The organism is Curtobacterium sp. L3-7 (assembly GCF_048756585.1).
Classification (GTDB): domain Bacteria; phylum Actinomycetota; class Actinomycetes; order Actinomycetales; family Microbacteriaceae; genus Curtobacterium.
This window is the reverse complement of record NZ_CP151474.1, coordinates 1,884,454-1,910,463: the sequence shown is the minus strand read 5'-3', so window position 1 is coordinate 1,910,463 and position 26,010 is coordinate 1,884,454. Positions and strand designations below refer to the sequence as shown.

At 71.3% G+C, this 26,010-nt stretch carries 28 protein-coding genes; 12 read left to right on the top strand and 16 right to left on the bottom strand.

Going from position 1 to position 26,010, the window contains the following annotated elements:
* Positions 1-177: 177 nt before the first annotated feature.
* Positions 178-1,341, top strand: a complete 1,164-nt coding sequence (locus tag AAEP80_RS09285; protein WP_420366804.1) for a coiled-coil domain-containing protein — start codon at positions 178-180, stop codon at positions 1,339-1,341.
* Here AAEP80_RS09285 and AAEP80_RS09280 read toward each other — a convergent pair.
* From AAEP80_RS09280 to AAEP80_RS09260, 5 genes are read right to left on the bottom strand one after another with little or no spacing between them, the layout of a single operon-like run.
* Entirely contained in the window at positions 1,322-1,582 is a 261-nt protein-coding gene (locus AAEP80_RS09280; protein ID WP_420366803.1) for a ferredoxin, read from the bottom strand. The two genes, AAEP80_RS09285 and AAEP80_RS09280, sit on opposite strands and share 20 nt — an antisense overlap.
* A complete protein-coding gene (locus AAEP80_RS09275) occupies positions 1,579-2,832 on the bottom strand; it encodes an NADH-ubiquinone oxidoreductase-F iron-sulfur binding region domain-containing protein (protein ID WP_420366802.1) in 1,254 nt (417 codons plus the stop codon). Before AAEP80_RS09275 ends, AAEP80_RS09280 begins: the two co-directional genes overlap by 4 nt.
* Positions 2,829-3,392, bottom strand: a complete 564-nt coding sequence (locus AAEP80_RS09270; protein ID WP_420366801.1) for a ferric reductase-like transmembrane domain-containing protein — start codon at positions 3,390-3,392, stop codon at positions 2,829-2,831. Before AAEP80_RS09270 ends, AAEP80_RS09275 begins: the two co-directional genes overlap by 4 nt.
* Positions 3,392-4,318, bottom strand: a complete 927-nt coding sequence (locus AAEP80_RS09265) for an FAD:protein FMN transferase (RefSeq protein WP_420366800.1) — start codon at positions 4,316-4,318, stop codon at positions 3,392-3,394. Before AAEP80_RS09265 ends, AAEP80_RS09270 begins: the two co-directional genes overlap by 1 nt.
* Positions 4,315-4,632 (bottom strand): hypothetical protein, encoded by a 318-nt coding sequence (locus tag AAEP80_RS09260; RefSeq protein WP_420366799.1) that lies wholly within the window; start codon positions 4,630-4,632, stop codon positions 4,315-4,317. Before AAEP80_RS09260 ends, AAEP80_RS09265 begins: the two co-directional genes overlap by 4 nt.
* Positions 4,633-4,750: 118 nt before the next feature.
* On the opposite strand from AAEP80_RS09260, the gene AAEP80_RS09255 reads away from it, so the two are divergent.
* Positions 4,751-5,260 carry a GNAT family N-acetyltransferase gene (locus AAEP80_RS09255; protein ID WP_420366798.1) on the top strand — a complete coding sequence of 170 codons (510 nt, stop codon included), beginning with the start codon at positions 4,751-4,753 and terminating at the stop codon, positions 5,258-5,260.
* Here the strand turns inward: AAEP80_RS09255 and AAEP80_RS09250 are convergent.
* From AAEP80_RS09250 to AAEP80_RS09240, 3 genes are all read right to left on the bottom strand, one after another.
* Positions 5,257-5,880 carry a CE1759 family FMN reductase gene (locus tag AAEP80_RS09250; RefSeq protein WP_420366797.1) on the bottom strand — a complete coding sequence of 208 codons (624 nt, stop codon included), beginning with the start codon at positions 5,878-5,880 and terminating at the stop codon, positions 5,257-5,259. The two genes, AAEP80_RS09255 and AAEP80_RS09250, sit on opposite strands and share 4 nt — an antisense overlap.
* Before the next feature lie 332 nt (positions 5,881-6,212).
* The gene (gene rpsO, locus AAEP80_RS09245) at positions 6,213-6,482 is read right to left on the bottom strand and encodes a 30S ribosomal protein S15 (RefSeq protein ID WP_070416523.1); all 270 of its coding nucleotides are present in this window, start codon (positions 6,480-6,482) and stop codon (positions 6,213-6,215) included.
* A gap of 100 nt (positions 6,483-6,582) precedes the next feature.
* Positions 6,583-7,029 carry a VanZ family protein gene (locus AAEP80_RS09240; protein ID WP_281267423.1) on the bottom strand — a complete coding sequence of 149 codons (447 nt, stop codon included), beginning with the start codon at positions 7,027-7,029 and terminating at the stop codon, positions 6,583-6,585.
* 201 nt (positions 7,030-7,230) lie between these two features.
* On the opposite strand from AAEP80_RS09240, the gene AAEP80_RS09235 reads away from it, so the two are divergent.
* The 3 genes from AAEP80_RS09235 to AAEP80_RS09225 are packed head-to-tail and all read left to right on the top strand — an operon-like array spanning position 7,231 to position 9,724.
* Positions 7,231-8,289: a glycoside hydrolase family 6 protein gene (locus tag AAEP80_RS09235; RefSeq protein ID WP_420366796.1), complete on the top strand. Its 1,059-nt coding sequence runs from the start codon at positions 7,231-7,233 to the stop codon at positions 8,287-8,289.
* A 53-nt stretch (positions 8,290-8,342) separates the two neighbouring features.
* On the top strand, positions 8,343-9,410 hold the full coding sequence (locus AAEP80_RS09230) for a M4 family metallopeptidase (RefSeq protein ID WP_420366795.1): 1,068 nt from the start codon (positions 8,343-8,345) through the stop codon (positions 9,408-9,410).
* A 41-nt stretch (positions 9,411-9,451) separates the two neighbouring features.
* On the top strand, positions 9,452-9,724 hold the full coding sequence (locus AAEP80_RS09225; protein WP_281267420.1) for a protealysin inhibitor emfourin: 273 nt from the start codon (positions 9,452-9,454) through the stop codon (positions 9,722-9,724).
* Positions 9,725-9,744: 20 nt separating this feature from the next.
* On the opposite strand, the gene AAEP80_RS09220 is transcribed toward AAEP80_RS09225, so the two are convergent.
* The 3 genes from AAEP80_RS09220 to AAEP80_RS09210 all read right to left on the bottom strand — a co-directional run bounded on the left by AAEP80_RS09220 (position 9,745) and on the right by AAEP80_RS09210 (position 13,307).
* Positions 9,745-11,988 (bottom strand): HelD family protein, encoded by a 2,244-nt coding sequence (locus AAEP80_RS09220; RefSeq protein WP_420366794.1) that lies wholly within the window; start codon positions 11,986-11,988, stop codon positions 9,745-9,747.
* A gap of 102 nt (positions 11,989-12,090) precedes the next feature.
* Positions 12,091-12,936 (bottom strand): aldo/keto reductase, encoded by an 846-nt coding sequence (locus AAEP80_RS09215; RefSeq protein ID WP_281267418.1) that lies wholly within the window; start codon positions 12,934-12,936, stop codon positions 12,091-12,093.
* Entirely contained in the window at positions 12,936-13,307 is a 372-nt protein-coding gene (locus tag AAEP80_RS09210; RefSeq protein WP_420366793.1) for an FKBP-type peptidyl-prolyl cis-trans isomerase, read from the bottom strand. Before AAEP80_RS09210 ends, AAEP80_RS09215 begins: the two co-directional genes overlap by 1 nt.
* Positions 13,308-13,355: 48 nt before the next feature.
* Between AAEP80_RS09210 and AAEP80_RS09205 the strand changes: the two genes are divergently transcribed.
* Positions 13,356-14,675 carry an MFS transporter gene (locus AAEP80_RS09205; RefSeq protein WP_420366792.1) on the top strand — a complete coding sequence of 440 codons (1,320 nt, stop codon included), beginning with the start codon at positions 13,356-13,358 and terminating at the stop codon, positions 14,673-14,675.
* A gap of 157 nt (positions 14,676-14,832) precedes the next feature.
* Positions 14,833-15,918 carry a YihY/virulence factor BrkB family protein gene (locus AAEP80_RS09200; RefSeq protein WP_420366791.1) on the top strand — a complete coding sequence of 362 codons (1,086 nt, stop codon included), beginning with the start codon at positions 14,833-14,835 and terminating at the stop codon, positions 15,916-15,918.
* Positions 15,919-15,921: 3 nt separating this feature from the next.
* Here AAEP80_RS09200 and AAEP80_RS09195 read toward each other — a convergent pair whose 3' ends face one another.
* The 3 genes from AAEP80_RS09195 to AAEP80_RS09185 form a co-directional block, all read right to left on the bottom strand.
* Positions 15,922-17,409: an aspartate ammonia-lyase gene (locus tag AAEP80_RS09195; RefSeq protein WP_281267414.1), complete on the bottom strand. Its 1,488-nt coding sequence runs from the start codon at positions 17,407-17,409 to the stop codon at positions 15,922-15,924.
* A gap of 102 nt (positions 17,410-17,511) precedes the next feature.
* On the bottom strand, positions 17,512-17,808 hold the full coding sequence (locus AAEP80_RS09190) for a hypothetical protein (protein WP_413602376.1): 297 nt from the start codon (positions 17,806-17,808) through the stop codon (positions 17,512-17,514).
* Positions 17,809-17,863: 55 nt separating this feature from the next.
* Positions 17,864-19,120 carry an inorganic phosphate transporter gene (locus AAEP80_RS09185; protein WP_413602377.1) on the bottom strand — a complete coding sequence of 419 codons (1,257 nt, stop codon included), beginning with the start codon at positions 19,118-19,120 and terminating at the stop codon, positions 17,864-17,866.
* Between the two features lie 116 nt (positions 19,121-19,236).
* Between AAEP80_RS09185 and AAEP80_RS09180 the strand changes: the two genes are divergently transcribed.
* From AAEP80_RS09180 to AAEP80_RS09170, 3 genes are all read left to right on the top strand, one after another.
* On the top strand, positions 19,237-20,925 hold the full coding sequence (locus AAEP80_RS09180) for a cation:proton antiporter (protein ID WP_413602378.1): 1,689 nt from the start codon (positions 19,237-19,239) through the stop codon (positions 20,923-20,925).
* A gap of 91 nt (positions 20,926-21,016) precedes the next feature.
* The gene (locus AAEP80_RS09175) at positions 21,017-22,507 is read left to right on the top strand and encodes an ABC transporter permease (protein WP_420366790.1); all 1,491 of its coding nucleotides are present in this window, start codon (positions 21,017-21,019) and stop codon (positions 22,505-22,507) included.
* 18 nt (positions 22,508-22,525) lie between these two features.
* Positions 22,526-22,804, top strand: coding sequence for a hypothetical protein (locus AAEP80_RS09170; RefSeq protein ID WP_402729261.1), 279 nt, complete (start codon positions 22,526-22,528; stop codon positions 22,802-22,804).
* Here AAEP80_RS09170 and AAEP80_RS09165 read toward each other — a convergent pair.
* On the bottom strand, positions 22,801-23,322 hold the full coding sequence (locus AAEP80_RS09165; protein WP_281267408.1) for an 8-oxo-dGTP diphosphatase: 522 nt from the start codon (positions 23,320-23,322) through the stop codon (positions 22,801-22,803). The two genes, AAEP80_RS09170 and AAEP80_RS09165, sit on opposite strands and share 4 nt — an antisense overlap.
* Before the next feature lie 64 nt (positions 23,323-23,386).
* Here AAEP80_RS09165 and AAEP80_RS09160 point away from each other — a divergent pair, with 64 nt between their 5' ends.
* Positions 23,387-23,737 carry a tryptophan synthase subunit alpha gene (locus tag AAEP80_RS09160; RefSeq protein WP_420366789.1) on the top strand — a complete coding sequence of 117 codons (351 nt, stop codon included), beginning with the start codon at positions 23,387-23,389 and terminating at the stop codon, positions 23,735-23,737.
* 19 nt (positions 23,738-23,756) lie between these two features.
* A complete protein-coding gene (locus tag AAEP80_RS09155) occupies positions 23,757-24,647 on the top strand; it encodes an aminodeoxychorismate lyase (RefSeq protein WP_413602381.1) in 891 nt (296 codons plus the stop codon).
* An 85-nt stretch (positions 24,648-24,732) separates the two neighbouring features.
* Here AAEP80_RS09155 and AAEP80_RS09150 read toward each other — a convergent pair whose 3' ends face one another.
* A complete protein-coding gene (locus AAEP80_RS09150; RefSeq protein ID WP_413602382.1) occupies positions 24,733-25,932 on the bottom strand; it encodes an amidohydrolase in 1,200 nt (399 codons plus the stop codon).
* Positions 25,933-26,010: the final 78 nt, after the last annotated feature.

Here is a 26,010-nt window from a genome sequence, read left to right as displayed (position 1 = left end):
GCAGTCGGGACGGAGTCGGCCCGCATGCCACCACCGATGACCAGCTTCGTGCCGGTCTGCGTGCGATGTTGTGTGTCGTCACGGGAAACGGTCCCCGGACGCCTCGACTTTAGCAGTCGGCGGTGAATCGACGGCGAGGCTCGTGGCGAACGGGCGTGTCCCCGATAGCCTGCGTCCATGCGTCGATCCCCTGCCAGACGCGTACTCGTCGCGGCCGCCGTGGTCGTCGGTGCGCTCGTCGCCCCCGTCGTGACCGCTGCTCCCGCGAGCGCGACGGACTACCCGACCTGGCAGGACGTGCAGAAGGCGAAGGGGAACGCGGACGCCAAGGCGGCCGAGGTGAAGAAGGTCCAGGCAGCGCTGCAGTCCGCGCAGGCGGACGCCGCTGCCAAGTCGCAGACCGCGCTCGACGCGTCTGCGAAGGCGACGAAGGCCGAGGCGGACCTGAGCGAGGCCACCCAGACCGCCACGAGCCTCCAGTCCCAGGCCGACGAAGCGTCGGCGACCGCGACGCGCGCGCAGACGCGGGCCGGCCAGCTCGCCGCGAACCTGTACCGCGACGGGTCCACGAACCAGATGACCACGCGCATCGCGACCGCGAAGAACCCGGACCAGCTGCTCTACCAGCTCGGCGCGATGGACCAGCTGTCGAGCACGTGGGCCGGTGTGATGGACGAGGCATCGGTGGCGGCGAAGACCGCGTCGTCCCTGCACGACCAGGCGAAGCGGGCCGAGGACGAGCGTGCGTCGCTCGCACAGGCGGCCGAGGAACGCTCCGCCGCGGCGAAGACCGCCGAGCAGAAGGCGGACGCCGCCGTCGCCTCCACGAAGGACCACAGCAACGAGCTCTACGCGCAGCTCGCGTCGCTGAACGACACGACCGCCGCCACCGAGCAGCAGTACGAGGTCGGCCAGGCCGTCGCGGCGCAGGCAGCGGCGCAGGCAGCAGCAGCGCAGGCCGCCGCCGAGGCCGCGGTCACCACGCCGTCGACCGGCACCTCGTACCCGAGCACCTCCGGCGTCACGGTCGACCCGGCGGCCGCGAAGGCCTACGCCAGGAGCGTCCTCGGCAACTACGGCTGGGGCGACGACCAGTACGGCTGCCTCGTCTCCCTGTGGACCCAGGAGTCCGGGTGGCGCGCGAACGCCCTGAACTCCTCGAGCGGTGCGTACGGCATCCCCCAGGCACTCCCCGCATCGAAGCTCGGTGCGGCGGGTGCCGACTGGCGGACCAACGCGAACACGCAGATCAACTGGGGTCTCGCGTACATCAAGTCGAGCTACGGCACCCCGTGCGGCGCGTGGAACCACGAGATGAGCGTCAACCCGCACTGGTACTGACGAGTCGGAGCGCCTGCACCGGGCACATCGCGACGGCGTCCTGTGCCGCAGCGACGTCCGACGGGGCGAGCGGCACGTCGCGGGTCCGACCCCCGTCACGGGCGATCGGGAAGCCCCACTCGTCGCGGTCCAACCGCTCGGCGAGGAGCTCCGTGCAGAGCCCGCGCCCACGGCACCGCGTCCAGTCCACGTGCAGCGCCGTCGCCCCGGCGCGGGGGCTCGCCCCGGCGCGGCCGTTCATCGCCGCACCGCGCAGGTGCCGCCGAGGTGTGCCTGCACGTCCTCGTGGAACACGCTGAGCGCACTCCGCACCATCCGTGCGACACCGTCCGGGTGGTGACACGCACCCCGCCCGTCGACGAGCCTGGTCAGGCGACGCACCTCCCCCGCCAGGTCAGCGCCACGCGCACCGGCGGCCAGCGCCCCGAGCACGTCGGCCAGACGCGGCAGCCCGTTCACGCACGGCCCGCACCGTCCCGCAGACGCCCAGGCGAGCGCCGCCGCGATGCGGGCCGTGACCGAGACCGGGCATGTCTCGTCGTCGAGCACCGCCACCACGCCGGCACCCGGCGAGGCACCCCACGGCCCCAGTCCGTCCGCATCGAGCGTCGCGTCGAGCGCGGCCGCCGGCACCCACGTCCCGCCCCATCCGCCGACCAGCACGGCTCGCGTCCGTGCGGGGTCGGGGACCGCCCTGGAGGCCCGGATCACCTCCCCGAGCACCGTCCCGCCCGCCACCTCGAGCACCACCGCCGTGGCCGGGTCACGGACGTCGCTGACGGTCACGAGACGGGTCCCGGGTGCCGACGCGGTCCCGATCGAGCGGTTCCACGCCGCGCCCCAGCGTGCGACGAGTGCGGCCTGCGCGAGGGTCTCGACGTTCGAGACGATCGTCGGGCGTCCGCTCGGGCCGCGTTCGGCGAGCCGGACGACCCGGTCGGTCGGCTTCCCCGGACCGCCGGCCACGGCGGACGCGAGCGCTGCGGCCTCGCCCGACACGAACGACGTGTGCGGGAGCACCCGGAGTGTGATCGCGACTGCGTCGTGCCGCTCGGCGAGTGCTCGCTGCACGACGTCGGCGTTCGCCGCGCCGGTCGCCAGGACCGCGTCGGTCGCCCCCACGGCGAGCGCCGCGATGACGAGTCCGTCCAGCACGAGGTGCGGGCTCGTCGCGAGCAGGACGGCGTCCTTCCGGCTCGCGGGCTCACCCTCGGCGGCGTTCCCGATCACCAGGGGTGTGCGCCTGCGCGAGTGGACCGAGGCCGCCGTCGCGGTGCGTGCAGCGGCGACGCTCGCAGCGAGTTTGCGCGCGAGCGGGAACCCGGCTCCGCCCCGGCCGTCGATGCCGGCGAGTCCGAGCTCGTCGATGATCCCCGGTCGGACGGACGGCATCGGGCCGTGCGTCCGCACGTGGTCGGCGAGTGCGGGGCCCGGCGCTGCGAGGAGTCTCCGGACGCCGAGTGGTGGAGCGATCGCGGTGGTGGTCGTCATGGTCGGGCCGTCCTCTCGAGGTGGAACGTGCGGTGTTCGGTGACCCGGTCGGAGCAGCGCCACACGACGGCACCGGTGACCGCTGCCGCACAGACCCCGGCGACGACCAGGAACCACGCCGAGGTCCCGTCGGTCCCGGTGCCGATCGCGTGTGCCATCGCGACCGGCCACATCGCGTACGCCGTCCAGTGCACGACGCGGAACACCCGCGGGCCGATCACCCGCCGGAGCAACGCGGTGACGACGAGGACGACGAGCAGGTCCACCGCGAGCGTGCCGAGCCCGAGCCAGAACCAGCGGTAGGCGCCGACGAAGGGCACGACCGTGTCGACCAGCCGCAGTTCGGCCTCGGTGTCGAGGAGCAGCGTCACCACGTGCACGACGACGAAGAGCGTCGCGGCGAGGGCGACGTCCCGGTGCACGAGCTGGACGGCGAAGCGCGGGAGGCCCCGGAGCGGACGGCCGCCACGCGTGACGATGCCGAGCACGACCGTCAGGGAGAGCAGCACGACGGCCGCCACGCCCATGCCCCGCCCGAGGACCCACAGCGCGGTGTCCATCAGGCGACCTGCCGTTCGTCCGGCCATCCCCCGAGGCGCACGACGTCTCCGTTCGCCCCCACCAGTCTCGCTGCGACGCCGTGCGCCCGGAGCATCGCGGGAGCACGGTGACCGCGGACGACCGCTGCGGTGGTGAACGTGTTCGCGAGGACGCACGACGGTGCGACGACCGTCACGCTCCGCCAGACCGGGTCAGCCGGCAGCCCCCACCGCGGGTCCAGGATGTGGTGCCGTACGTCCCCGTCCTGCTCCCATCGGCGCTTCTGGGTGCTCGACGTCGCGATCGACCACCCGGGCGACAGGGTGACCCGTTCGGTCGGGTCGTCGTCGAGGTCCTGCACCAGCACCTGCCATCCGCCGTGCGGTTCCGGACCCGCGGTGGCGACGTCCCCGCCGAGGGAGACGAGCACGCCGATGCCGAACCGGGCGGTGACGCTCGCGGCGGCCATGTCGGCAGCAGCGGCCTTCGCGGTGGCGCCGAGGTCGAGGACCACCCCGTGCGGGACCCGGAGGAAGGTGCCGGAGAGCAGGACGCGCTTCCAGGCCGGCCGCCCGTCGAGCGCCGCGGCGAGCTCCGTCGGGGTGTCGGTCGGCGGGGCGTCGGCGAAGGCTGCGTCGTACCCGAGTGCGACCATGCGCGCCCCGAGCGTCGGGTCGACGTCGCCGCCCGTGGTCTCGGCGGCGTCGAGTGCCTGGTGGACGAGACTCGCGAGCAGGGGTGAGACGACGGCGCCGCGTTCGAGTGCGGCGGCACGGGAGCGCAGCTCGGAGTCGGGGCGGAAGCGGCTGCACGCGGCGTCGACGGCGGCGAGGACCTCGCGCACGCACGACTCCGCCGCGGCGAGGTGACGGCGGTCGCGGTGGTCGAGCACGACCCGGGCGGTCGTGGTCCAGACGTCCCACGAGGTGGCGGCGCGCACGGTCACGATCCCGTCGTCGTCGCGTCGGTGCTGCCGGTGGTGCCCTGGCTGACGCCCGTGTCGGACGACGTCCCGGTGCCGGCGGACGTCCCGGTGCCGGCGGACGTCCCGGTGCCGGCGGACGTCCCGGTGTCCGTGGACGTCCCGGCGTCCGTTTCCGTGGAGGTCGACGTCGACGTGCTCGTGTCACCGGTCGTCGCGGCCTCGGTGTGCCCGAGCCACAGCCCGCCGCCGGTGACCAGCGCCACCACGAGCCCGCCCGCACCGACCAGCGCGCTCGTGATCCGTGCGGACCGCTTCCCACTGCCCCTGGTGTCCATCGTTCCTCCTCGCCGTCACCACGAGGCTCGCGGCCGTGACGATGAGGACACCGGGCGTCAGCTGCGCCGCTCCCCGAGGAACCCTGTGGTCCGCCTAAGAGCCCGGTACGGTGGACGCGTGGACGTCACCGTCGAGCCGCTGCGGCACGAGCACGCCGCGGCGATCGTCGCGGCGGAGGACGACGAGACGATCCGCTGGCTGAGCGGCGGCCGCAGCACGGTCGTCGGCACCGAGGCCTACGTGGACCGACTCGCCCGCGAGGCAGCGGCCGGCGCGGGCAAACGCGCGTTCGCGGTCCTCGTCGACGGTGACTGCGTCGGCACCATCGACTACGACCCCGAGGTCCACGACGGCCTCGATCCGGGCGACGTCAACATCGCCTACGGCATCGCCCCGTGGATGCGCGGCCGCGGCGTGACGGCGATCGCCGTCGCGCAGATCTGCGACAGCATCCGCTCCGGAGGTGTCGGCACCCGAGCCGCGATCCGCGCCGACGTCCGCAACACCGCCTCCGCGAAGGTCGCCGAGCGCGCCGGCTTCACGTTCGTGCGCGAGTTCGCGAGCACGACCGACACCGACGCGGACGGACGTCCGGTCCGGTTCCGGCTGTTCGTCCGCCCGCTCTAGTGACCGAGCCCGCCGAGCAGGCTCGCGAAGTCCTGCACCTCCGGCAGGGCGTCCGCCTCCTGCGGTGACCGACGGGAGGCTCCGATCGCCCAGGCGAGGTCGGTCCCGGCCCGGCGGATGCGACCGTCCAGGGCCACCTGGTCACCCTGGGTACCCCAGTCGTCGGTCGCGGCGAACACGCCGGTCGGCACGACGGCCGCGCGGAGGTACGCGAACACCGGGCGCATCGCGTGCTCCAGTGCCAGGGAGTGCCGCGCCGTGCCGCCGGTCGCGCCCAGCAGGACGGGCATGTCGGCGAGGGCGTCCTTGTCCATCACGTCGAGGAAGGACTTCGCCAGGCCGCTCATGCCTGCGGTGAAGATCGGCGAGACGAAGACGAGCGCGTCGGCCTCGACGACCGCAGCGGTCGCCGCTGCCAGGGCGGGGGCCTGGAAGCCGGTGAGCATCGCGTCGGTGATCTCGTGGGCCAGCGGACGCAGGTCGACGTGCACGACGCGGGGCGAGCCTCCCCTCCGGTCCTGCTCGATGGCGGCGACGGCGGAGGCCGCCAGGCGGTCGGCGAGCAGGCGGGTCGACGAGGGCTCGGAGAGCCCGGCGGAGACGACGGCGATGGTGGTCATGGTGACTCCCGATCTTCAATGCGTTTGCATGAACATCGTACCCAACCGGGCTCCCCTCGCAACCATTCCCCTCCGCGTGCGTCCCCGTCACGTCCCCAAAGCGACACTTCCCCGCACCCCCACACCGTCAACAGCGCAAAGGCGACAGATTGCTGCCGACAGTGCGCGGCGCACTGTCGCTTTGGCGGGTTCGGGACGACGCACCCGACGCATCCGACGCACCGGTGCGCCGGTGCGCCGACGCCGCCGGGCACACGGAGAACGCCCCGGGCCTCACGAGGAGGACCGGGGCGTTCGGTCAAGCGTGTGTCGGTCGACGAGCGACGCTGACCTTATCGGCGCAGGCCGAGGCGCTCGATGAGCGCGCGGTAGCGGGCGATGTCGACGTCGGAGAGGTAACCGAGGAGACGGCGACGCTGACCGACCATGAGCAGCAGACCACGCCGCGAGTGGTGGTCGTGCTTGTGCTCCTTGAGGTGCTCGTTCAGGTCGTTGATACGACGCGTCAGAACGGCGACCTGGACCTCGGGGGATCCGGTGTCGCCCGGGTGGGTCGCGTACTCTTCGATGATCTCCTGCTTGACCTTCGCGTCAAGTGCCATGGTGATCCCCTTCTGTCCGTTGCGCGGTGCCCACACCGGATGCGTGAGCGCTCTTTGTCCGCGGCCGTTCGACGGCAACCGCACAAGACTACCAGACGGGCTACGCGGTCCTGGCCCGGAGTCGACGACGACGCGGGGCCGGCATCAGACTGCGCGCGAGCCCGACGAGCGTCGCTCCGAGCAGCCCGCCCATGCCGTTCGACAGCACGTCGTGCGGGTCGGCCACGCGGTACGGCAGCAGTGCGCCCTGTGCGATCTCGATCCCGGCGGAGAGGCCGACCGCCAGCACGGCGGCGACGAACCACCAGCGGCGCGGCAACCACATCGCGGCGATCATCCCGACGGGCACGAACATGGCGATGTTCGCGAGGAACTCCGTCCGGTCGTAGGTGAGCCAGGCGCCACCCGGGAGCTGCTGCGCCCAGACGATCGCGTGCGAGACGAAGGACTGCTGCGCGTCGGAGAAGACGTGCGGGGTCAACGTCATCCGCCAGATCACCCAGGCGTAGGCCGCCGTGAGGGCGAGCAGGAGGAGTTTCCGGAGCATCCGGACAGTGTGGGTCACCGGCCTGCGCGACACCTGGAGCGCTCCTGGGCAGGAGCACCGCCGATGCTGAGGGAACGCCTGCCCGTGGTGGCCAGGCGGGTCCTCGGGGTGGAAGCATGGGGCCACGGGTGGAACAGGGCCGCCCGGAACCGCACGAACGCAGCGCCCGACGGACAACGGTCAGACCAAGGAGGACCGCCGATGCCGGACCACGAGACGAATCGCCAGCACCGGACCCGCGTGCCGAGTGCTGCCCGCCAGTGGCTGTGGATCGGCGGTGCCGCCGTCGTGGTGATCGCCGTCGTCGCGGCCGTCGCGCTCTGGCTGCCGAACCGACCGAACGGCCCGGACGGCCGGCACATCGTCGAGCGGAAGAGCGCCGCACAGGCGTTCCCCGGCGGTCTCGCACGACAGCCCGCGAACGAGAACCAGCCCGGCATGCGGGAGTCAGCCGCCCGGCAGGACGGCGAGCAGGACACCGCCGACCGCATCGCCGTCATCGCGGACCAGCCGATCGCCACGTGGTTGACGAACCCCTCGATCGCCCGGACCCGGGAGACCGTCCGCGACGTCGTCTCGAACGCGAGGAAGCAGGACAGGACGCCGGTGTTCGTCCTCTACAACGTGCCCGACCGGGACTGCGGTCACTACTCCAAGGGCGGCACGACCGCGTCCGAGTACGTCCCGTGGGTGCGCTCGGCGGTGCGGGCGATGGCCGGGTCGAAGGCCGTCGTGCTGGTCGAACCCGACGCCATCGCGCAGATCCAGGTGTGCAAGCGGCTCCAGGACTCCCGGCTGCCCCTGCTCAGGAAGGCGGTGGACGAACTCACCGGCCACGGGCTGACGGTCTACCTCGACGGCGGCAACGAGAACCGCGTGCCGACGGCGTCGATGGCGAAGTGGCTCCGCGAGGCCGGGATCGACGAGACGCAGGGATTCTTCACGAACGTGTCGAACTTCTACCGCGTCGACCAGGAGCGCGCGTACGCCGACCGACTGGCGGATGCCGTCGGTGGCGATCCGCACTTCGTCATCGACGTGTCCAGGAACGGTCAGGGCTGGCGTGGCGACTGGTGCAACCCGAAGGGCGCCGGACTCGGGCAGGACCCGCACGTGACCGCAGGGTCGAGCCGGCTGGACGCGCTGCTCTGGGTGAAGACGCCGGGGCTCAGCGACGGCACCTGCAACGGCGGCCCGGCCGCCGGCCAGTGGTGGGAGTCGTACGCGCTCGCCCTGGTCGAGAACCGCAAGGGCGACTGACGGGAGGCCCGGCTCGGCCCCGATTGTCGGCTGTCGGGGGTTCCATGGTCACCATGACCTCCGCCCAGCCCCGATCCGTCGGCCGCCGATCCGTCGTCCCGCCCTACCTGCTGCGCGCCATCGCGGACGCACCGTCGGACGCCTTCCCCCGCGCGACTCCCGCCGCACGCACGGCGTTGGCCTCGCTCGCCGTCGTCGAGGCACCCAAGCGCGAAGCACGGCTCGGCGTCAGGCACGCCGCCGCTGCCCCCGACCGGTCGCCGCAGCGGAGCATCTTCGACGCGCACGGGTCGACCTCGCTCCCCGGCACCCTCGTCCGCAGCGAAGGAGCCCCGGACACCGGAGACGCGGCCGTGGACGAGGCGTACGCGGGCCTCGGTGCGACCCACGCGTTCTGGCTCGACGTGTTCGGGCGGGTGTCGATCGACGGCGCCGGGCTCCCCCTCGACGCGAGCGTGCACTACGGGAACGACTACGACAACGCCTACTGGGACGGTAAGCAGATGGTGTTCGGCGACGGGGACGGCGAGGTCTTCGAGCGCTTCACGATCGCCCTCGACGTCATCGGGCACGAGCTCGCACACGGGGTGACCCAGTACACGGCCGACCTGACCTACCAGGGGCAGTCCGGGGCGCTCAACGAGTCGGTGAGCGACGTGTTCGGCTCCCTCGTCGCGCAGTACGCCGCAGGTCAGACCGCCGATCAGGCGAGCTGGCTCATCGGCGAGGGGCTCTTCACGCCGGCCGTGCACGGGGTGGCGCTCCGGTCCATGAAGGCACCGGGTACCGCGTACGACGACCCGGTGCTCGGCAAGGACCCGCAGCCGGCGACCATGGCCGGGTACGTCGACACCGAGGACGACTCGGGCGGCGTCCACACGAACTCCGGCATCCCGAACCACGCGTTCTTCCTCGCGGCGACGGCGATCGGCGGTCGCGCGTGGGACGGCGCCGGCGCGGTGTGGTGGGACGCGCTCACCTCGGCGGAGGTGACGGCCTCGATCGACTTCGCCGGCTTCGCCCGCGTCACGGTGTCGGCTGCCGACGCCCGGTTCGGGGCAGGCTCCCGCGAGTCGTCCGCCGTCACCGATGCGTGGCGCACGGTCGACGTGCTCCCCTGATCTCCCGGCCGGACCGCGCCGCGCGGGGGTATTTTCGGGGCATGCACATCGTCGTCCGCCGAAGTGGTGGGGTCGCCGGCCTCACGCGTGGGTGGCGCGTGGACACGGAGTCCTGCGACGACCCGGACGGCTGGTACGACCTCGTCGACGCCCTCCCCCGCGAGCCGCCGGTCCGACGCCGGGGACGGGTACCGGACGACTTCGAGTGGACGATCACCGTCGCCAGGACCACCGTGCGGATGCCGGGCAGCCAGCTCGACGGCCAGTGGGCCGCGCTCGTGGACCGGGTGCGCGCCGAGGGCGACCCGACCTGACGGACCCGACCGTGAACCGGTCAGGCGACGTCGATGACCGTCAGGCGACGCGTCGGACGCGTCATCGCGACGTAGACCGCGGCCGCCGCGCGGGCCGCGTCGTCGCCGACACCGTCCGGGTCCACGAGCAGCACGCCGTCGAACTCCAACCCCTTGGCGTCGGCACCGGTGAGCACCGTGACCGACCCGGGACGCGGTGACCCGAGGCTCCGGACGTCGAGGTCGCCCTGCGCCAGACGCTGTCGCACGACGTCGACCTGGGCGTCCGGCACGATCACGCCCATCGTCCCCGAGCCGATGTGCTCGCGCTCGGACGCCACCGTCGCGGCGATGGTGTCGAGGACCTCGGCGCGGGACGCTCGGAGCCGCACGACGGGGTCGCCGTCCCGGACCGCCTGGTTCGCGGTGACCGTGAGCCCGGCGGACGCGGCGAACGCACCCGCTGCCTCGACGATGGACCGCGGCGTGCGGTAGTTGACGGTGAGTTCCTCGACACGGTGGTCGAGGGGCACCTGCGGGGCACGGCCCCGACGGCGTCGGGCGAGCGCGCCGATCACGTCGTCCCATGTCCGGGCGGCTCCCGGCGAGGACCCCTGCGCCATGTCGCCGACGATCGTGAACGATCGGAGCGGGTTGCGGCGGGCCAGCACGCGCCACTGCATCGGGGAGAGCTCCTGCGCCTCGTCGACGACGATGTGGCCGTACGTCCACTCGCGGTCCTCGGCGGCGCGCTCCGCGGTGCTCCGGGGGTCGCCGCCCTCGGCGAAGGCGCCGGCGACCTGCTCGGCGGTGACGATGCCCTCGACGCCCATGTTCTCGATGGCCTGCCTGGCGTTCTCGATGTCCCGGTTGCGACTCGCCTTCGCCTGGCGCTTCGCGGCACCGCCCGTCGGGTCGAACGTGCCGAGGAGCTCGGCGGCCTCGTCGAGGAGCGGGACGTCCTCGACCGTGAACGTCGCCCCACGCTCGCGCGCCAGTAGGGCACGGCGCTCGGGAGTCCAGTTCGGGGTGAGCGACGCGAGCCAGTTCGGCCGGGCGTACAGGTCCTCGAGCAGCTTCTCCGCCGGCAGCGGCAGCCACGCGGTGTTGAGCAGCACGCGGGCGTCGTAGGACGAGCGGATGTCCTCGCGCAGGACCTTGATGTCCGCGTCGTCGACGGTGGTGCCGCGCTCGCGGAGCTGATCGGCCAGGAGCTTCGTCATGGCGTCGAGCGCGATCTTGTTGAAGGTGACCCTGGCGACGTTGTGGGGCTTCCCGCGGTCCTGGGCACGGCGCATCGCGTCCGCGACGAGCTGCGGCGGGACGACGAGCCGTTCACCCTCGACGTCGAGGGTCACCGATTCCGTGGGGACGACCTGCCGCGAGCGGACCGCGCGACGGAGCAGGTCGGCGATCTCCGCCGAGCCCTTCACCGCGGCGGTGTCCCGGCGGTCGTGCGTCGTCGCGTGCACACCGGGGTAGAGCGACCCGAGCGAGGCCATCACGACGCCGGTCTCCCCCAGGGACGGCAGCACCTGCTCGATGTAGGTCAGGAACGCCGGGGACGGCCCGACGACGAGCACGCCAGAGCCCCGGAGCCGCTCGCGGTAGGAGTACAGCAGGTACGCGGCGCGGTGCAGCGCGACGGCGGTCTTGCCCGTGCCGGGTCCGCCCTGCACGATGAGGACGCCCTCGAGCGGTGATCGGATGATGCGGTCCTGCTCGCCCTGGATGGTCGCGACGATGTCGGTCATCCGGCCGGTGCGCTCGGCGGTGACCGCGGCGAGCAGTGCACCCTCGCCCTGCAGGTGCGTGCGCTCGTCGTCGTAGAGCGTGGCGTCGAAGACCTCGTCCTCGACGCCGACGACCGATCGGCCCTCGAGCGAGAGGTGCCGACGGGCACGCATGCCCATCGGGTGCGCGGCAGTGGCCTGGTAGAAGGCGCTGGCACCGGGGACGCGCCAGTCGAGCAGGAGCGGGCGGTGGTCCCGGTCGCGGAGCCCCACGCGGCCGATGTACCGGAAGGCGTCCTCGCCAGCGGGGGGATCGGCGACCTCGAGCCGACCGAAGACGAGCCGGTCCCCGACGCGTTCGAGCGTCTGGATGGTGTCTTCGTAGAGCTTGGCGAACGCGTCACGCTCGCTGCGGCTCTGGTGGTTCCCACCGACCGCCTGACGACGGGTCTCGGTGAGGCGTTGTCCGGCCTCGGCGGTCAGTTCGTCGAGTCGGGCGAAGAGCCCGTCGACGTACGTACGCTCACGGTCGATCTCGGTCGGTTCGGACACACGCCACCCTTCGGGACAGGGGTATCCAGTGTAGTCCCACGGGACGCACGGGAGGCGCGGTGCCAGCTGGCACCGCGCCTCCCGTCCATCAGCGCGTCAGCGCTACATCTCTTCGTGGGTGTCCGGGTCGCCGTCCCAGAGCCGGCCACGCTCGAGACCGGAGATCGCCGAGACCTCGTCGTCGGAGAGCGTGAACCCGAACACGTCGAGGTTCTCGCGCTGCCGGTCGGCGTCGCCGGACTTCGGCACCGGGATCGCGCCGAGCTGGGTGTGCCAGCGCAGCACGACCTGACCAGGAGTCACCCCGTGTGCGGCAGCCGCAGCGGTGATCGGTTCCTCGGTGAGGAGCTCGGACCGCTTGGCGAGCGGGCTCCAGCTCTCGGTGACGATCCCGAGGTCGGCGTGCACCGCTCGCAGGTCCGCCTGGGGGAAGTACGGGTGCAGCTCGACCTGGTTCACCGCGGGGGCGACCCCGGTCGCGTCGATGATGCGTGCGAGGTGCGCGGGCGTGAAGTTCGAGACGCCGATCGAGCGGACCTTGCCGCTGTCGCGGAGGTCGACGAACGCCTTCCACGTGTCCACGAACTTGTCCACGGACGGATTTGGCCAGTGGATCAGGTAGAGGTCGACGTACTCGAGGCCGAGGTTCCCCAGGGTCTCGTCGATCGACTTGTGTGCTTCGTCCCAGCCGTGGTGGCGACCGGGGAGCTTCGACGTGACGAAGAGCTCGTCGCGCGGGACGTCCGACTCGCGCACCGCACGACCGACGGCGTCTTCGTTGCCGTAGTTCAGCGCGGTGTCGAGCAGGCGGTACCCGCTCGCGATGCCGGTGCCGATCGCGGCAGCACCCTCGTCGCCGTCGAGCGAGTACGTGCCGAGGCCCAGCACGGGCATCTGGTGCCCGTCGTTGAGCTCGACCGTCGGAGCGAGCGGGACGGCCGCCGCCATCAGCGCACCCCGAGCAGGTCGATCACGAAGATCAGGGTCTTGCCGGACAGGAAGTGTCCGCCGCCGGCCGGCCCGTAGGCGAGCTCCGGCGGGACGACGAGCTTGCGACGCCCGCCGACCTTCATGCCGGGGATGCCCTCCTGCCAGCCGCGGACGAGCGCCGCGAGCGGGAAGTCGATCGGTTCGCCGCGGTTCCACGAGCTGTCGAACTCCTCGCCGGACTCGTACTCGACGCCGGCGTAGTGCACCTTCACGGTCGAGCCGGCGGACGCTTCGTCCCCGGTGCCCTCGACGATGTCGGTGATGACGAGGCCGGTGGGGGCCGGGCCCTCGGGGGCGTCGAACTCGGGCTTGCTGTTCAGGTCAGTCATGCCGCAAGTCAACCAGAGACGGCGGACAGCCCCCAGAATGGTTCCACCGTGACACAACCCACCCCAGCACCGCCGCGCCGCCGCGTCTTCGCCGACCTCACCCCGCTCCGCCGGTCCCCCGCGTTCGCCCGACTCTGGGCGGGCACCGCGATCGCCGGCATCGGGACACAGATGACGACCGTCGCCGTCGGCCTCGAGGTGTACGACATCACGCACTCGACCTTCGCCGTCGCACTCGTCGGCGTGATCGCGCTCCTGCCGATGATCGTCGCGGGCCTGTACGGCGGGATGCTCGCCGACGCGTTCGACCGGCGCACCGTTGCACTGGTGTCGAGCATCGTGGCCTGGGCCGCTGTCGCCCTCATCGCGACGCACTCGTGGCTCGGTCTGCACAGCGTCGCGCTGCTCTACGTCCTCGCGACCGTGAATGCCGTCGCGGCGACCGTGAGCAACGCCTCCCGCTCCGCGATCGTGCCGAGGCTCGTCGGCACCGACCTGCTCCCGGCGGCGAGCGCCCTCGGCGGCATCGCCTCGGGCTTCCAGGTCACGGTGGGCCCCGCGATCGCCGGTGTCCTCATCGCGTCGGTCGGCTTCGCGCCGACCTACACCATCGACGTCGTGCTGTTCACGTTCGCGTTCGCCGGGGTGTTCACCCTGCCGAGGATGGCCGCAGACCACGGTGCCCTGAAGCCCGGGCTCGGATCCCTCGTCGAGGGCGCCAGGTTCCTCCGGAAGTCCCGCAACATCACGATGACGTTCGTCCTCGACATCGTCGCGATGACCTTCGGGCAGCCCCGCGTGCTCTTCCCCGCGATCGGCGCCCTGGTGATCGGTGGCGGCGCCGTCACGGTCGGGACGCTCACCGCCGCCTACGCCGTCGGTGCGCTGCTCTCGAGCGTGTTCTCCGGCCCGCTCGGCCACGTCCGCCGTCAGGGCGAGGCCGTCGGGTGGGCGATCACGGCCTACGGCGCCGCGATCGCCGCGTTCGGCGTGGTCGTCGCCCTCGCGCACGTGCTCGGAGGTCGTGCCGGCGATTCGTTCAGCACCGGGATCCTGCCGGCGCTCGGGTTCGCCGCGCTCTTCCTCGCCCTCGCCGGCGGCGCGGACAACGTCAGCTCGGTGTTCCGGAACACGATCCTGCAGTCCGCGTCGCCCGACGGGATGCGCGGACGGCTGCAGGGCATCTTCATCGTCGTCGTCACCGGCGGCCCTCGGCTCGGCGACCTGTACGCCGGACTGGTCGTCGCCGCGGGCATCGCCGTCCCGCCGATCCTCGGCGGCGTCGCGATCATCGGTCTCGTCGCGCTGCTCCTGCGCCTCGTCCCGTCGTTCCGCCGCTACGACGCCCTGCACCCCCACGCCAACTGACCCGCGAGTCTCGCCCGGCCTCCGCCCCGAGTCTCGGCCTTGGCGACAGTTCTCGCGCCGACGAGCGCGAGAACTGTCGCTCACCCCGAGACTCGGGGCCCGGACCGGAAGCGACCGAGCACCGGACCAGGGCGCGTGGACGGGTAGATTCGTCCACATGCCGGACCCGACTGCGCGCGAGCTCCAGCGGACCGGGGTCCGCGCCGTCGTACGCCGCACCTACCACTCGGTGATCCGGCACCGTGTCGTCGACGCAGCAGCCTCCCTGACGTTCTTCGCCCTGCTGACCGTGTTCCCGACGACGCTCACCGTGGTGTCGGCGCTCGCGATCGTGGACCGGGCCGGGGACAGCCTGGCCGACATCATCGAGATCATCGGCTTCATCGTGCGGCCGGAGACCGCCGAGCACCTCGAACAGCCACTGCGCCAACTCCTGACCCTCGACAACCCGTGGCTGGGGTTCTCGACCGGCGTCGTGCTGACGCTGTGGTCGCTGTCCGGGTACGCGACCGCCTTCGGCCGCGCCATGAACACCGCGTACGAGGTCGAGGAGGGCCGCCGGATCTGGAAGTTCCGCAGCATGATGCTCCTCGTCACGCTGCTCGTCATGGTCGGCGGCGCGATCGCCATCGTCATCCTGCTCGGGACCCCGACCATCTCGGCCGCGATCGTCCACCAGCTGGGCTGGGCGACGTGGATCGACGACCTCTGGAACGTCGTGAAGTGGCCGATCCTGGCGGTGGACCTCGTCGTGATGGTCGCCGTGCTCTACTACGCGACGCCGAACGTGAAGACGCCGCAGCTGCGGTGGGTGTCCGCCGGTGCCGCCTTCGCCATCGTGGCATGGGCGATCGCCACGTTCGGGTTCGCCCTCTACGTCGAGACCGTCGGCGGCGGCAACCGGGCGTACGGCTGGCTCGGCGGCGCGATCCTGCTGCTCGTCTACCTGTACCTCTCGAACTTCGTGCTCGTCGTCGGCGGCGAGCTCGATTCCGAGGTGATCCGGATGCGGCAGCTCCTCGCCGGGATCGAGGCCGACGAGGCCATCCGGCTCCCGCTCCGCGACGTCACGCGCAACTTCACACTCGCTCGCTGGCGTGACGCCGACGTCGCAGCGGCGCACGAGGTCAGGACCGCGGCGGCACGCCTCCCCCAGGCCGAACCCCACGACCAGGAGCAGGAGCGCCTCCGCACGGTCTCCGACCAGGTCAGGGTCGGCGAGCCGCCGCTCCCCCTGTCGTAGCCACTACTGCTTCCGGGCCGCCTCCGCGTCGAGCATGGCCTCCGTGATGACCGGGATCGCGCCGGTTGCGAGTTCGATGCCCGACAGCCGCGCCGGGCTGAGGACACGCTGCACCTGGTCCGGCTCCATGAGCCCTGCCGCGACGACGAGGGTGGAGATCGGCGTCGAGGTGGTCAGTGCGGTGTGCGCGATCGACGCCGCCGCCGCGTAGCCGATGTACGGCGTCAGGGCCGTGACGACGCCGACGTTCGTGTCCACCTGAGCCGCGAGCTTCGCCTCGTTCGCCTCGATGCCCGTGACGCAGTGCTCGCGGAGCGTGGCGCACCCGCGGGTCATCCACTGCAGCGACTGCATGATCGAGTGCGCGATGATCGGCTCGAAGGCGTTGAGCTGCAGCTGCCCGCCCTCCGCCGCCATCGTCACCGTGGCGTCCGCACCGGCGACCGCGAACGCGATCTGGTTGACGACCTCGGGGATCACGGGGTTCACCTTGCCGGGCATGATCGACGAACCGGCCTGTCGAGCCGGCAGCGTGATCTCCCCGAACCCGGCCTGCGGTCCCGACGCCAGCAGCCGCAGGTCGTTGCAGATCTTCGAGAGCTTGATCGCGCTCCGCTTGACCGTGCCGGAGAGCGTCATGAACGCGCCGGCGTCGCTCGTCGCCTCGATGAGGTCCGGTGCGGTCACCACGTCGATGCCGCTCGCCTCCTGCAGCTGACGGCGCACCTCGTCGCGGTACAGCGGGTCGGCGGTGATCCCGGTGCCGATCGCGGTCGCGCCGAGGTTCATCTCCGCGAGCAACGGCGTGACCCGGCGGAGCAGGAGCACGTCCTCCTGGATGGTGTGCGAGAAGCCGGTGAACTCCTGGCCGAGGGTCATCGGCACCGCGTCCTGCAGCTGGGTCCGTCCGACCTTGAGCACGTCCGCGAACGCCGCTCCGCGTTCGGCGAAGGCTTCGGAGAGCTGCTCGAGCTGCTCGACGAGCCGTCGCACGCCGAAGATCATCGCGATCTTCACGCTCGTCGGGTACGTGTCGTTCGTCGACTGGCTGCGGTTCACGTGGTCGATCGGGTGCAGGTAGGCGTAGTCGCCCTTCTCGCGCCCCAGGAGTTCGAGCGCCCGGTTCGCGAGCACCTCGTTCGTGTTCATGTTCGTCGACGTGCCGGCGCCGCCCTGCACGACGTCGACGACGAACTGGTCGCGGAGGGCTCCGTCGCGGACCTCCTGCGCGGCACGGTCGATCGCGTCGGCACGCTCGTCGTCGAGCACGCCGATCGCTTTGTTCGCACGGGCCGCGGCCTGCTTCACCGTCGCGAGCGCCTCGATGAGGTCCGGGTACACCGCGATGGGCACGCTCGTGATCGGGAAGTTCTCCAGCGCCCGCAGCGTGTTGACACCCCAGTACGCATCGGCCGGCACCTCCCTCGACCCCAGGGAATCGGTCTCGGTGCGGGTACCAACGCTCACGTGCGCCTCCTCGTCGTGGATCACGTCACGAGGGTAGTCCGTCCCGTCCAGCCGGTCCGGTGGGCGCGCGGCGACCAGACGGCGGACGGGAGGCTCGTGGCGGCCCCGCCACGAGCCTCCCGTCCGTCAGTGGAACTGCGGGACGATCAGGTAGATGCCGTAGAGCACCACGGCGCCGCAGACGACGAAGCAGGCGATGGCCGCTGCGCGCAACCCGCGCACGGCGGTGGTGGCGCCTTGCGGGTTCGGGAACCCTGCGGTCGCCGGGCCGATCGTCCCGTCGTCCTTCACGGTGAACTTGCCCTCGCGGGTGTCGGCGGCGCTCCAGAAGCGGAGGCCGACCGAGTACACGGCGACGACGAAGCAGGAGGACACGACGGCGACGAGCGCCACCGTCAAGAATGCGAACCAGTCGATGCCCATCAGCGATCTCCCACGGCCAGGAATGCGAAACCGCGTCCGTCAATGGCGATGCCCATCAGCGACGCCCTCCCTTGCGTGCGGCCATGCGGCGGAGCGTGCGCTCGCGGCTCAGCTCCTCGCGGCGGGCGGCCACGTTCTCCGCGCGCTTCTTGCGCTGCAGGTCGCGGAGCTCCTTGCGGGTGAAGACCGCGTTGGCGGCGACGTCGACCTCGATCGCGGAGGCGGAGCCGTGCGGCTTCCGGAGCGACCACAGGTACAGGCCGAGGATGACCGCGGCACCGACCAGCGCGTCGATCACGAGCCCGACGACACCGAGCCGGGCGATCCCGGACGCGACCGCGCCGACAGCTGCCGACGCGGGCAGCGTGATGAACCAGGCGATCACGATCTTGCCGGCCGTGGACCACTGGATCTTCGAGCCGCGGCGACCGAGCCCGGCACCGATGATCGAGCCGGAGGACACCTGCGTCGTCGACAGCGCGAAGCCGAGGTGGCTGGAGGCGAGGATCGTGGCAGCGGTCGAGGCCTCTGCTGCGAAGCCCTGCGTCGCGCGGATCTCCGTGATGCCGGAGCCGAGCGTGCGGATGATCCGCCAGCCGCCGGTGTAGGTCCCGAGGGCGATCGCGAGGGCGCAGGCGACGACGACCCAGAGCTGCACGCCGCTGTTCGACGACTGCGCGCCGGACGCGATGAGGGTGAGCGTGATGACGCCCATGGTCTTCTGCGCGTCGTTCGTCCCGTGTGCGAGCGACACCATCGACGAGGTGAAGATCTGCCCGATCCGGAAGCCGCCGCGCTCGTTCGGGAAGACCGGGCGCCGGGTGATCCGGTAGGCGATGCGGGTCGACAGGTACGAGACCAGCGCAGCGATCACCGGTGACAGGAACGCGGGGATGATGACGACGGTCATCAGCGCGAGGTAGTTGACGGACTGGAACCCGGCACCGACGATCGCGGCGCCGATGAGCCCGCCGAACAGCGCGTGCGAGGACGAGGACGGCAGGCCGCGCAGCCACGTGATCATGTTCCAGACCACCGCGCCGATGAGCCCGGCGAAGATCATCTCCGGCGAGATCGCGACGCCGCCGGGACCCTCGTTGATGAGGCCGTGCGAGATCGACGTGGCGACGGCGGTGCTCAGGAACGCACCGACGAGGTTGAGCACCGCTGCGACCGTGACCGCCACCTTGGGCTTCATGGCCCCGGTGGCGATCGGTGTCGCCATCGCGTTGGCGGTGTCGTGAAAACCGTTTGTGAAGTCGAAGAAGAGGGCCAACGCGATGACCAGGACGACTATGAGTGTGATGTCCACCGCGGGCAAGTGTCCCAGTCCGGGGCGTTCGGAGCAAACCCCGATCGGTCACCAGCCGTTCATGTCGACTGCAGACTCGTTCAGGTTCGGAAGCATTCCGATGGGAGAATGGGTCCATGGACACCGTGGAGCTCCTCATCCTGCTGGTCGGATCGCTCGCGGTGACCGGCTTCGCTCGGGCGAAGGGGCTCCCCGCTCCGCTCCTCGTCACAGCGGTGGCGCTCGCGGCGTCGTTCCTGCCGGGGCTGCCCCCGATCGAGATCGACTCCGAGGTCATCCTCACGCTGATCCTGCCGCCGCTGCTCTACTCGGCGGCGCTCGACGTCTCGTGGCAGAGCTTCCGGACGTCGATCAAGCAGATCCGTCGTCTCGGCATCTTCCTGGTCATCGTCACCGCCCTGGCCGTCGGCCTGGCCGCGTACATCGTCATCCCGGACATGGACTGGCCGGCGGCGATACTGCTCGGGGCGATCGTGGCGCCCCCGGACGCGGTGTCCGCAGCGGCGATCGGCCGGAAGCTCGGACTCCCCCGTCGCGTGATGACGGTGCTGTCCGGCGAGAGCCTCATCAACGACGCGGCGTCGCTGACCCTGGTGCGGGTGTTCACCCTCATCGCCGCGGGGACGTCGCTCACCATCTGGCAGGACCTCGGCATCTTCGGGCTCGCCATCGGCGTGGGGCTCGCCGTCGGTGGGGTCCTCGGCGTGCTCGTGCACTGGATCCGGCAGCGCATCAACGACCCGGTGGTCGAGACGATCATGAGTATCCTGCTGCCGTTCGTCGCGTACATCCTGGCCGAGGACCTCTCCGGGTCCGGCGTCATCGCGGTCGTCACCGCCGGCCTGTACATCGGGTACAACTCGCCGAAGGAGGGGTACGCCACCCGGCTGCAGGAGCGTCCGCTGTGGACGAGCATCGACGTCATCCTCGAGGGCTTCGTGTTCGCGCTCATCGGGCTGCAGCTCAACACGGTCGTGCAGGACCTCATCAAGAGCGAGCGGAGTCTCGGGCAGACGATCACCGCGGCCGCCGTGGTCCTCGCCGTCGTGATCGTCGTCAGGCCCCTCTTCGTCTTCGAATCCTACGTCCGCAACCGCTTCAACGGCCGGTGGCTGCGACCGCTGCGGATCCGGCTGTCCCGCGGCCATCCCTCGTTGCGGTGGTTGCGCGGTTCCGCCGAGCCGAAGCTGAACTGGCGTGAGCTCACCGTCATCTCGTGGACCGGCATGCGCGGCGTGGTCACGCTCGCCGCCGCGGTCTCCGTCGTCGCGAACCCGGTCGACATCAAGGCACAGGACACCATCTTCGTGATCGCGTTCTTCGTGACGGTCGGCACGCTCCTGTTGCAGGGGCTGTCGCTGCCGTTCGTGATCCGACGGCTCAAGGTGCAGGACCCTGCGGAGGGCGAGGAGGACATCCGCAGCGAGATGCGGCTCAACCAGCGCACGACCGAGGCGGCGATCCAGCTCCTGGACGACCGGAAGCCCGAGTGGTCCGCGCAGTTCGGCACCGACGCGGTGGAGGCCGTCGTCTCCCGGCTCAAGGCCCGTCTCGAGCGTCAGGCGGAGACCTTCCGACGCGACGCCGAGGAAGAGGAGTCCGAGGAACGGAACGCACCGGTCCGGCTCAGCGGCGCGCAGATCCAGGACATCCGCCGCGAGCTGCTCGACCGGCGTCGCGAGATCGTGCTCGAGGAACGCGAGCGCGGCAACCTCGACGAAGAGGTGATGCGCCGGGTGCTCGTGACGCTCGACGCGGAGGAGCTCGCGATGGACTCGGCCCAGGCGTCCCGCAGCCGCTCGTAGGCGGCCTGGCGGGTAGGTCTGCCCGGGACGCGGTCAGCCGTGCGGCGTATCCTGGCCCGACCCGACACGAGAACCAGGAGCACAGCGCCGAGTGAGCACGCCGCGGAACGACGTCCCGAAGAACACCGACACCCCGGACCGTTCCGGTGGGGCGCAGCAGAAGTCCGTTCCGAAGCAGCGGACCACCCGCCCCTCCGCCCGAGGCACCAAGCCGCGTCGGGGTTCGAAGGTCGCCGGGTCCTCGCGTCCGAAGCAGCGTCGTCAGGCGCCCGTCCCGGCACCGCAGAAGATCAGCGCGTACCGCCGCTGGTACGGCACGCTGCACCCGTCGCTCCAGCTCATCGGCCTGCAGCTCTGGATGCCGCTGTTCTTCATCGTCGGCTTCTGCCTCTGCTACGTCTTCGCGTTCCACGCGCCGCACCCGCACGACGTGCCGATCGCCCTCGTCGGCAGCGACCCCGGCTTCGTCGCCGCGGTGCAGAAGGCGCTGCCGGGCGAGTACGTCTTCCACACGTACGACTCCCTCGTCGCCGCCAAGCGGGACGTGATCGCCGGATCGATGGCCGTGGCGTACGACCCAGCGACGAACGAGTTCTTCAAGGCGAGCGCGCACCAGTTCCAGGTCGCGAGCCTCGTCCCCGCGACGTTGTCGGCCGTGCTGACGGCGACCGGGGTGGCGACACCGAAGGTCACCGAGCTCGCCGCGCTCCCCGCGTACGACGAGTACGGCACCGTCGCGATGTACGTCATGCTCGCGTGGTGCATCGGCGGCTACATGGTGTCGATGTTCATCGGCATCATGGGCGGCCCGCTGCGCCACCGCACCAGGATGGCCGTCATCGTCATCGGCGGGCTCGTCATCTCGCTCATCACGAACACGCTCGCCGGGCCCGTCGTCGGCGCCATCCACGGCCACTGGATCGAGCTCGTGCTCATCGCGTGGGGCTGGATCGTGGCGATCGGCCTCGCGGTGAACGGCCTGAGCTACTTCGTCGGCCGGTTCATCGCCGCCCCCGCGATGATCTGCTTCGTCTTCCTGTCGATGCCGTCATCCGGTGGCGCCTACCCGAAGTGGTTCATGCCGGAGCCCTTCGCCTGGCTCAACCACGTGGTGGTCGGCTCCAGCATGGTCGACATGATCAAGCACCAGATCTACGGCGTCGGCCCGGGTCCGGCGCGTGGGCTCATCACGATGGGCTGCTACGCAGCGGCCGGCCTCGTGCTCATGTACTTCGGCAAGAAGTGGTGGGAGCACCGCCGCATCCGCGCGATCGTCACCGGGCGCACGACGATGTTCATGGACGCCCAGACCGCCAACCGCGAGTTCCTCGGCAAGCAGCGCGACGTGGAGCTCGAGCGCCACGGGCTGACCTCGACCGAGACGGGGACCCTCAAGATCCTCCGCGACGACGAGTTCTGGGAGGACGAACGCGCTACAGGGGACGTCTTCACGGGTGGCCGCGACGGTCTCGAGAACGAGCCACTGACGACGAGGAGCATCCCCGTCGTCCGGCCGACCGCCGATGCCGCGCAGCACGAGCGGTCCGGGGAGAAGCAGCACAGCCGGCACGCCGCGCGCTGAGCGGTATCCTGAGGCATCATGACCCGTAGCGCCTGGCACCGTCTCCTCATCACGCTCGTCATCGTCTTCCTGGCGCTGACCGTGGTGTTCTACGCAGCGAGCGTCATCCTCGCGCCAGCGGACGGCCGGAACACCGCAGGGCTCTTCGTCGGCTGGGCGATGTTCTCGATGGTCGGCGCGATCGTGTTCGGGATCATCGACTTCTTCGTCCGTCCGCTCGGCGGCCGCAGCGGTGACGCCGACGTGATGGCCGCGGCCGAGGAAGCCAGGACCGGCAGCACCCGCACGCAGCGCTAGGCGTTCGGCGCGTCGACGCCGACCCCGGTGAACCCGGCGACAGTGGCGTTGTCCTCGGCGAACGTGAACCGCGCCGCGACGGTGCCACCACGCAGCACCTCGGGGAGCCAGTACTTCGCGTCGTCCCACATCGCGTCGTAGGGAACGTCGTCGAGCGGGATCCACCGCGGTTCGAGCTCGTCGCTCGCGACCGGCGTGCCGGACCAGACCCGACAGACGAACACGTCGGAGACCTGGGACCAGGACGGCCGGAACGGGAACCGGTAGTCCAACGTGCCACGAGCCTCCAGGTCGGCCGGGTCGAGCCGCAGGCCGACCTCCTCGGCGACCTCGCGGACGGCGGTCTCGACCGCCGTCTCCCCGGGCTCGCGCTTGCCACCAGGGCCGACCACGCGGCCGCTCCCGAGCCCGCGGCGCTTCTCGCCGAGCAGCACCGACGGCCCGGGACCGTCGTCCCGGAGCAGGTACACGACGACGACGCGGGGGTGCTGGTTCTTCGTCTCGTCGCGCTCGGTCACGTGTCCAGTGTGGCCGATGATCTGGCGTACGCTCGTTCCATGGCAGGTGTGCTGCGGGGGCACCATGGCTGAGCACCGGAGATTCGGGCGCAGCCTCGAAGTGCTGCGTGCCGAGGCGGCGGAAGAGATCTCGATGATCGTCGAGCACCGCTCGCGGCAGGGCGACGACCCGTGGGAGTTCATGCCGATGCTCCCCACCGTCGACGAGCAGGTCGTGCTCATCCTCCGCGAAGAGTCCCTCGAACTCGACGCCGCGATCGGGCAGCGGAGTGCACAGTGGTCGATGCACCCGGCCTCCGGCCACGGCACCCAGCTCGGTGAGGAGTACCACCGCCTGCGTCGCATCGCGCTGCAGCACCCCGAACTGACCGAGGCGGTCTGGAAGCTGATGGGCGCCCTACCGGAGCAGCGCTGACGTGGGGTTGGATGGCTGCATGACCGACACCGTGCTCGCCGTCCTCAACCAGCCCTCCCGCGACGCCGCGCCGCACGATCCGTCCGCCGACGCCTTCACGTTCGCGGCCCCGCTCGAGGAGCACGTCCAGGTGCAGGACCTCGGCATCATCCGGGGCGACGGCGTCTTCGAGACGATCACCGTCGTGGACGGTCGCCCGCAGGCCCTCGAGCCGCACCTCGCCCGCTTCGAGCGGTCCGCCCGCATGCTCGACCTGCCGCTTCCGGACCTCGACGCGTGGCGCCGCGCGATCGAGGCCGTGTGCGCGGAGCTCGACCCCGTGCACGAGGCGTTCGCGAAGACCGTCCTCACCCGCGGCGTCGAGGGGTCAGGGCGTCCGACCGGGTGGGTGTACGCCGCGGCGTCGCCGGACTCGACCGCCGACCGGACCGAGGGCATCGCGGTCGTCACGCTCGACCGCGGGTACCGCCACGACGTGGAGCGCACGTCGCCGTGGCTGCTGCAGGGCGCGAAGACGCTGTCCTACGCGGTGAACATGGCCGCGCTCCGCGAGGCCGCGCGCCGCGGGGCCGACGACGCGCTGTTCGTGTCGACGGACGGCTACGTGCTCGAGGGCACGCGCGCGAACCTGATCATGTCCGTGGGTGGTCGGCTCGTCACACCGCGCACGGACATCGGGATCCTCGCCGGCACGACGCAGGCGGACGTGTTCCGCTTCGCCGACGAGGCCGGGATCGAGACCGCCTACGAGCTGGTCACCATGGACGACCTGCGCGCGGCCGATGCGCTCTGGCTCGTGTCGAGCGTCCGGCAGGCGGCGCCGATCCGGCTGGTGAACGGCGACGAGGTCCCCGTGGACGCCGAGCTCACGACCCGCATCAACGACTTCCTGCTGTCGCGCGAGTCCTGACGCCGCACCGCCGGCGGTCGGACGGGAGGCTCGGATCGCGACGTGCGCGCACGTCGCGATCCGGGCCTCCCGTCCGTCCAGAGCGCTACCAGCGTGGCGAGGTGACGCCGACGCCGTCCGCCCACTCGAAGACCTGGCGGCCCTCGATCCAGACGCGCGTCGCGCGGCTCGTCGCGTCGAGCGGGTCGCCTGACCAGAGCACGAGGTCGGCGTCGTAGCCGGGCTCGATCCGCCCGACGCGGTCGCCGAAACCGAGGAACGTCGCCGGGTTCGTGGTGAGCGCTTCGAGTGCCGTCTGGCGTGGGAGACCGTCCCGGACGGCCATCGTCGCCTGCGTGACGAGCATGGCGATCGGCACGACGGGGGCGTCGGTCGTGATCGCGACCCGGACGCCCGCCGCGGCGAGCGCGGCCAGGTGCGGGATGCCGCGGTCGCGGAGCTCGACCTTGGACCGGCTCGTGAAGAGCGGTCCGTAGATGACCGGGATGTCCTTCTCGGCGAGGACGTCGGCGATCTTGTGCGCCTCGGTGCCGTGGTTCACGACGAGCCGGTACCCGAACTCCTCGGCGAGTCGGACGGCGGTCGCGATGTCGTCGTGGCGGTGGGTGTGCTGGTCCCAGGCGAGCTCGCCGTCGAGCACGCGGACGAGGGTCTCCTTGGTGAGGTCGCGCGTGAAGGGCTCGTCCTTCGCAGCGGCGGCGTCACGGGCGGCGCGGTAGTCCTGGGCCGCGACGAACGCCTCCCTGATCACCTTGGCGACCCCGAGTCGGGTGGACGGGGTCTGGCCCTTGTCGCCGTACACGCGCTTCGGGTTCTCGCCGAGGGCGCTCTTCACGCTCACGGCGTCGGAGATGAGCTGTTCGTCGATGGTCCGGCCGCCCCAGGTCTTGATCGCGACGGACTGACCACCGATCGGGTTGCCGGAGCCGGGCTTGACGACGATCGAGGTGATGCCGCCGGACAGGGCGTCGCGGAAGCCCTCGTCGTCGATGTCGACGGCGTCGATCGCGCGGACCGCTGCCATGTTCGGCCCGGTCAGCTCGTTCGTGTCGTTGCCGGCCGGGCCGTTCGCCTCTTCGTGGATGCCGACGTGGCCGTGCGCCTCGACGAACCCCGGGACGAGCCATGCACCAGCAGCATCGACGACGGGCATCCCCGGTGGGGGTGTGACGTCGGGTCCGAGTGCCGTGATGCGCCCGTCCTCGACGACGACCGCTCCCCCGTCGAACTCGTCCGCCGTGACGGGGACGACGTGGGCACCGGTGATGGCGAAGGAGTTGGTCATGCGGTCCACGGTAGCCGTCGCCGCCGACACGACCGGCGAAGTACGACATACCGGTTCCTGGCGCTCGCTGGCCGACCG

Excerpts from the sequence above, each read along its gene's own strand:
- AAEP80_RS09285 (WP_420366804.1), top strand. The coding sequence starts at position 178 with ATGCGTCGATCCCCTGCCAGACGCGTACTCGTCGCGGCCGCCGTGGTC.
- AAEP80_RS09280 (WP_420366803.1), bottom strand. The coding sequence starts at position 1,582 with ATGAACGGCCGCGCCGGGGCGAGCCCCCGCGCCGGGGCGACGGCGCTG.
- AAEP80_RS09275 (WP_420366802.1), bottom strand. The coding sequence starts at position 2,832 with ATGACGACCACCACCGCGATCGCTCCACCACTCGGCGTCCGGAGACTC.
- AAEP80_RS09270 (WP_420366801.1), bottom strand. The coding sequence starts at position 3,392 with ATGGACACCGCGCTGTGGGTCCTCGGGCGGGGCATGGGCGTGGCGGCC.
- AAEP80_RS09260 (WP_420366799.1), bottom strand. The coding sequence starts at position 4,632 with ATGGACACCAGGGGCAGTGGGAAGCGGTCCGCACGGATCACGAGCGCG.
- AAEP80_RS09250 (WP_420366797.1), bottom strand. The coding sequence starts at position 5,880 with ATGACCACCATCGCCGTCGTCTCCGCCGGGCTCTCCGAGCCCTCGTCG.
- rpsO (WP_070416523.1), bottom strand. The coding sequence starts at position 6,482 with ATGGCACTTGACGCGAAGGTCAAGCAGGAGATCATCGAAGAGTACGCG.
- AAEP80_RS09240 (WP_281267423.1), bottom strand. The coding sequence starts at position 7,029 with ATGCTCCGGAAACTCCTCCTGCTCGCCCTCACGGCGGCCTACGCCTGG.
- AAEP80_RS09235 (WP_420366796.1), top strand. The coding sequence starts at position 7,231 with ATGCCGGACCACGAGACGAATCGCCAGCACCGGACCCGCGTGCCGAGT.
- AAEP80_RS09230 (WP_420366795.1), top strand. The coding sequence starts at position 8,343 with ATGACCTCCGCCCAGCCCCGATCCGTCGGCCGCCGATCCGTCGTCCCG.
- AAEP80_RS09225 (WP_281267420.1), top strand. The coding sequence starts at position 9,452 with ATGCACATCGTCGTCCGCCGAAGTGGTGGGGTCGCCGGCCTCACGCGT.
- AAEP80_RS09215 (WP_281267418.1), bottom strand. The coding sequence starts at position 12,936 with ATGGCGGCGGCCGTCCCGCTCGCTCCGACGGTCGAGCTCAACGACGGG.
- AAEP80_RS09210 (WP_420366793.1), bottom strand. The coding sequence starts at position 13,307 with ATGACTGACCTGAACAGCAAGCCCGAGTTCGACGCCCCCGAGGGCCCG.
- AAEP80_RS09200 (WP_420366791.1), top strand. The coding sequence starts at position 14,833 with ATGCCGGACCCGACTGCGCGCGAGCTCCAGCGGACCGGGGTCCGCGCC.
- AAEP80_RS09190 (WP_413602376.1), bottom strand. The coding sequence starts at position 17,808 with ATGGGCATCGACTGGTTCGCATTCTTGACGGTGGCGCTCGTCGCCGTC.
- AAEP80_RS09180 (WP_413602378.1), top strand. The coding sequence starts at position 19,237 with ATGGACACCGTGGAGCTCCTCATCCTGCTGGTCGGATCGCTCGCGGTG.
- AAEP80_RS09170 (WP_402729261.1), top strand. The coding sequence starts at position 22,526 with ATGACCCGTAGCGCCTGGCACCGTCTCCTCATCACGCTCGTCATCGTC.
- AAEP80_RS09160 (WP_420366789.1), top strand. The coding sequence starts at position 23,387 with ATGGCTGAGCACCGGAGATTCGGGCGCAGCCTCGAAGTGCTGCGTGCC.
- AAEP80_RS09155 (WP_413602381.1), top strand. The coding sequence starts at position 23,757 with ATGACCGACACCGTGCTCGCCGTCCTCAACCAGCCCTCCCGCGACGCC.
- AAEP80_RS09150 (WP_413602382.1), bottom strand. The coding sequence starts at position 25,932 with ATGACCAACTCCTTCGCCATCACCGGTGCCCACGTCGTCCCCGTCACG.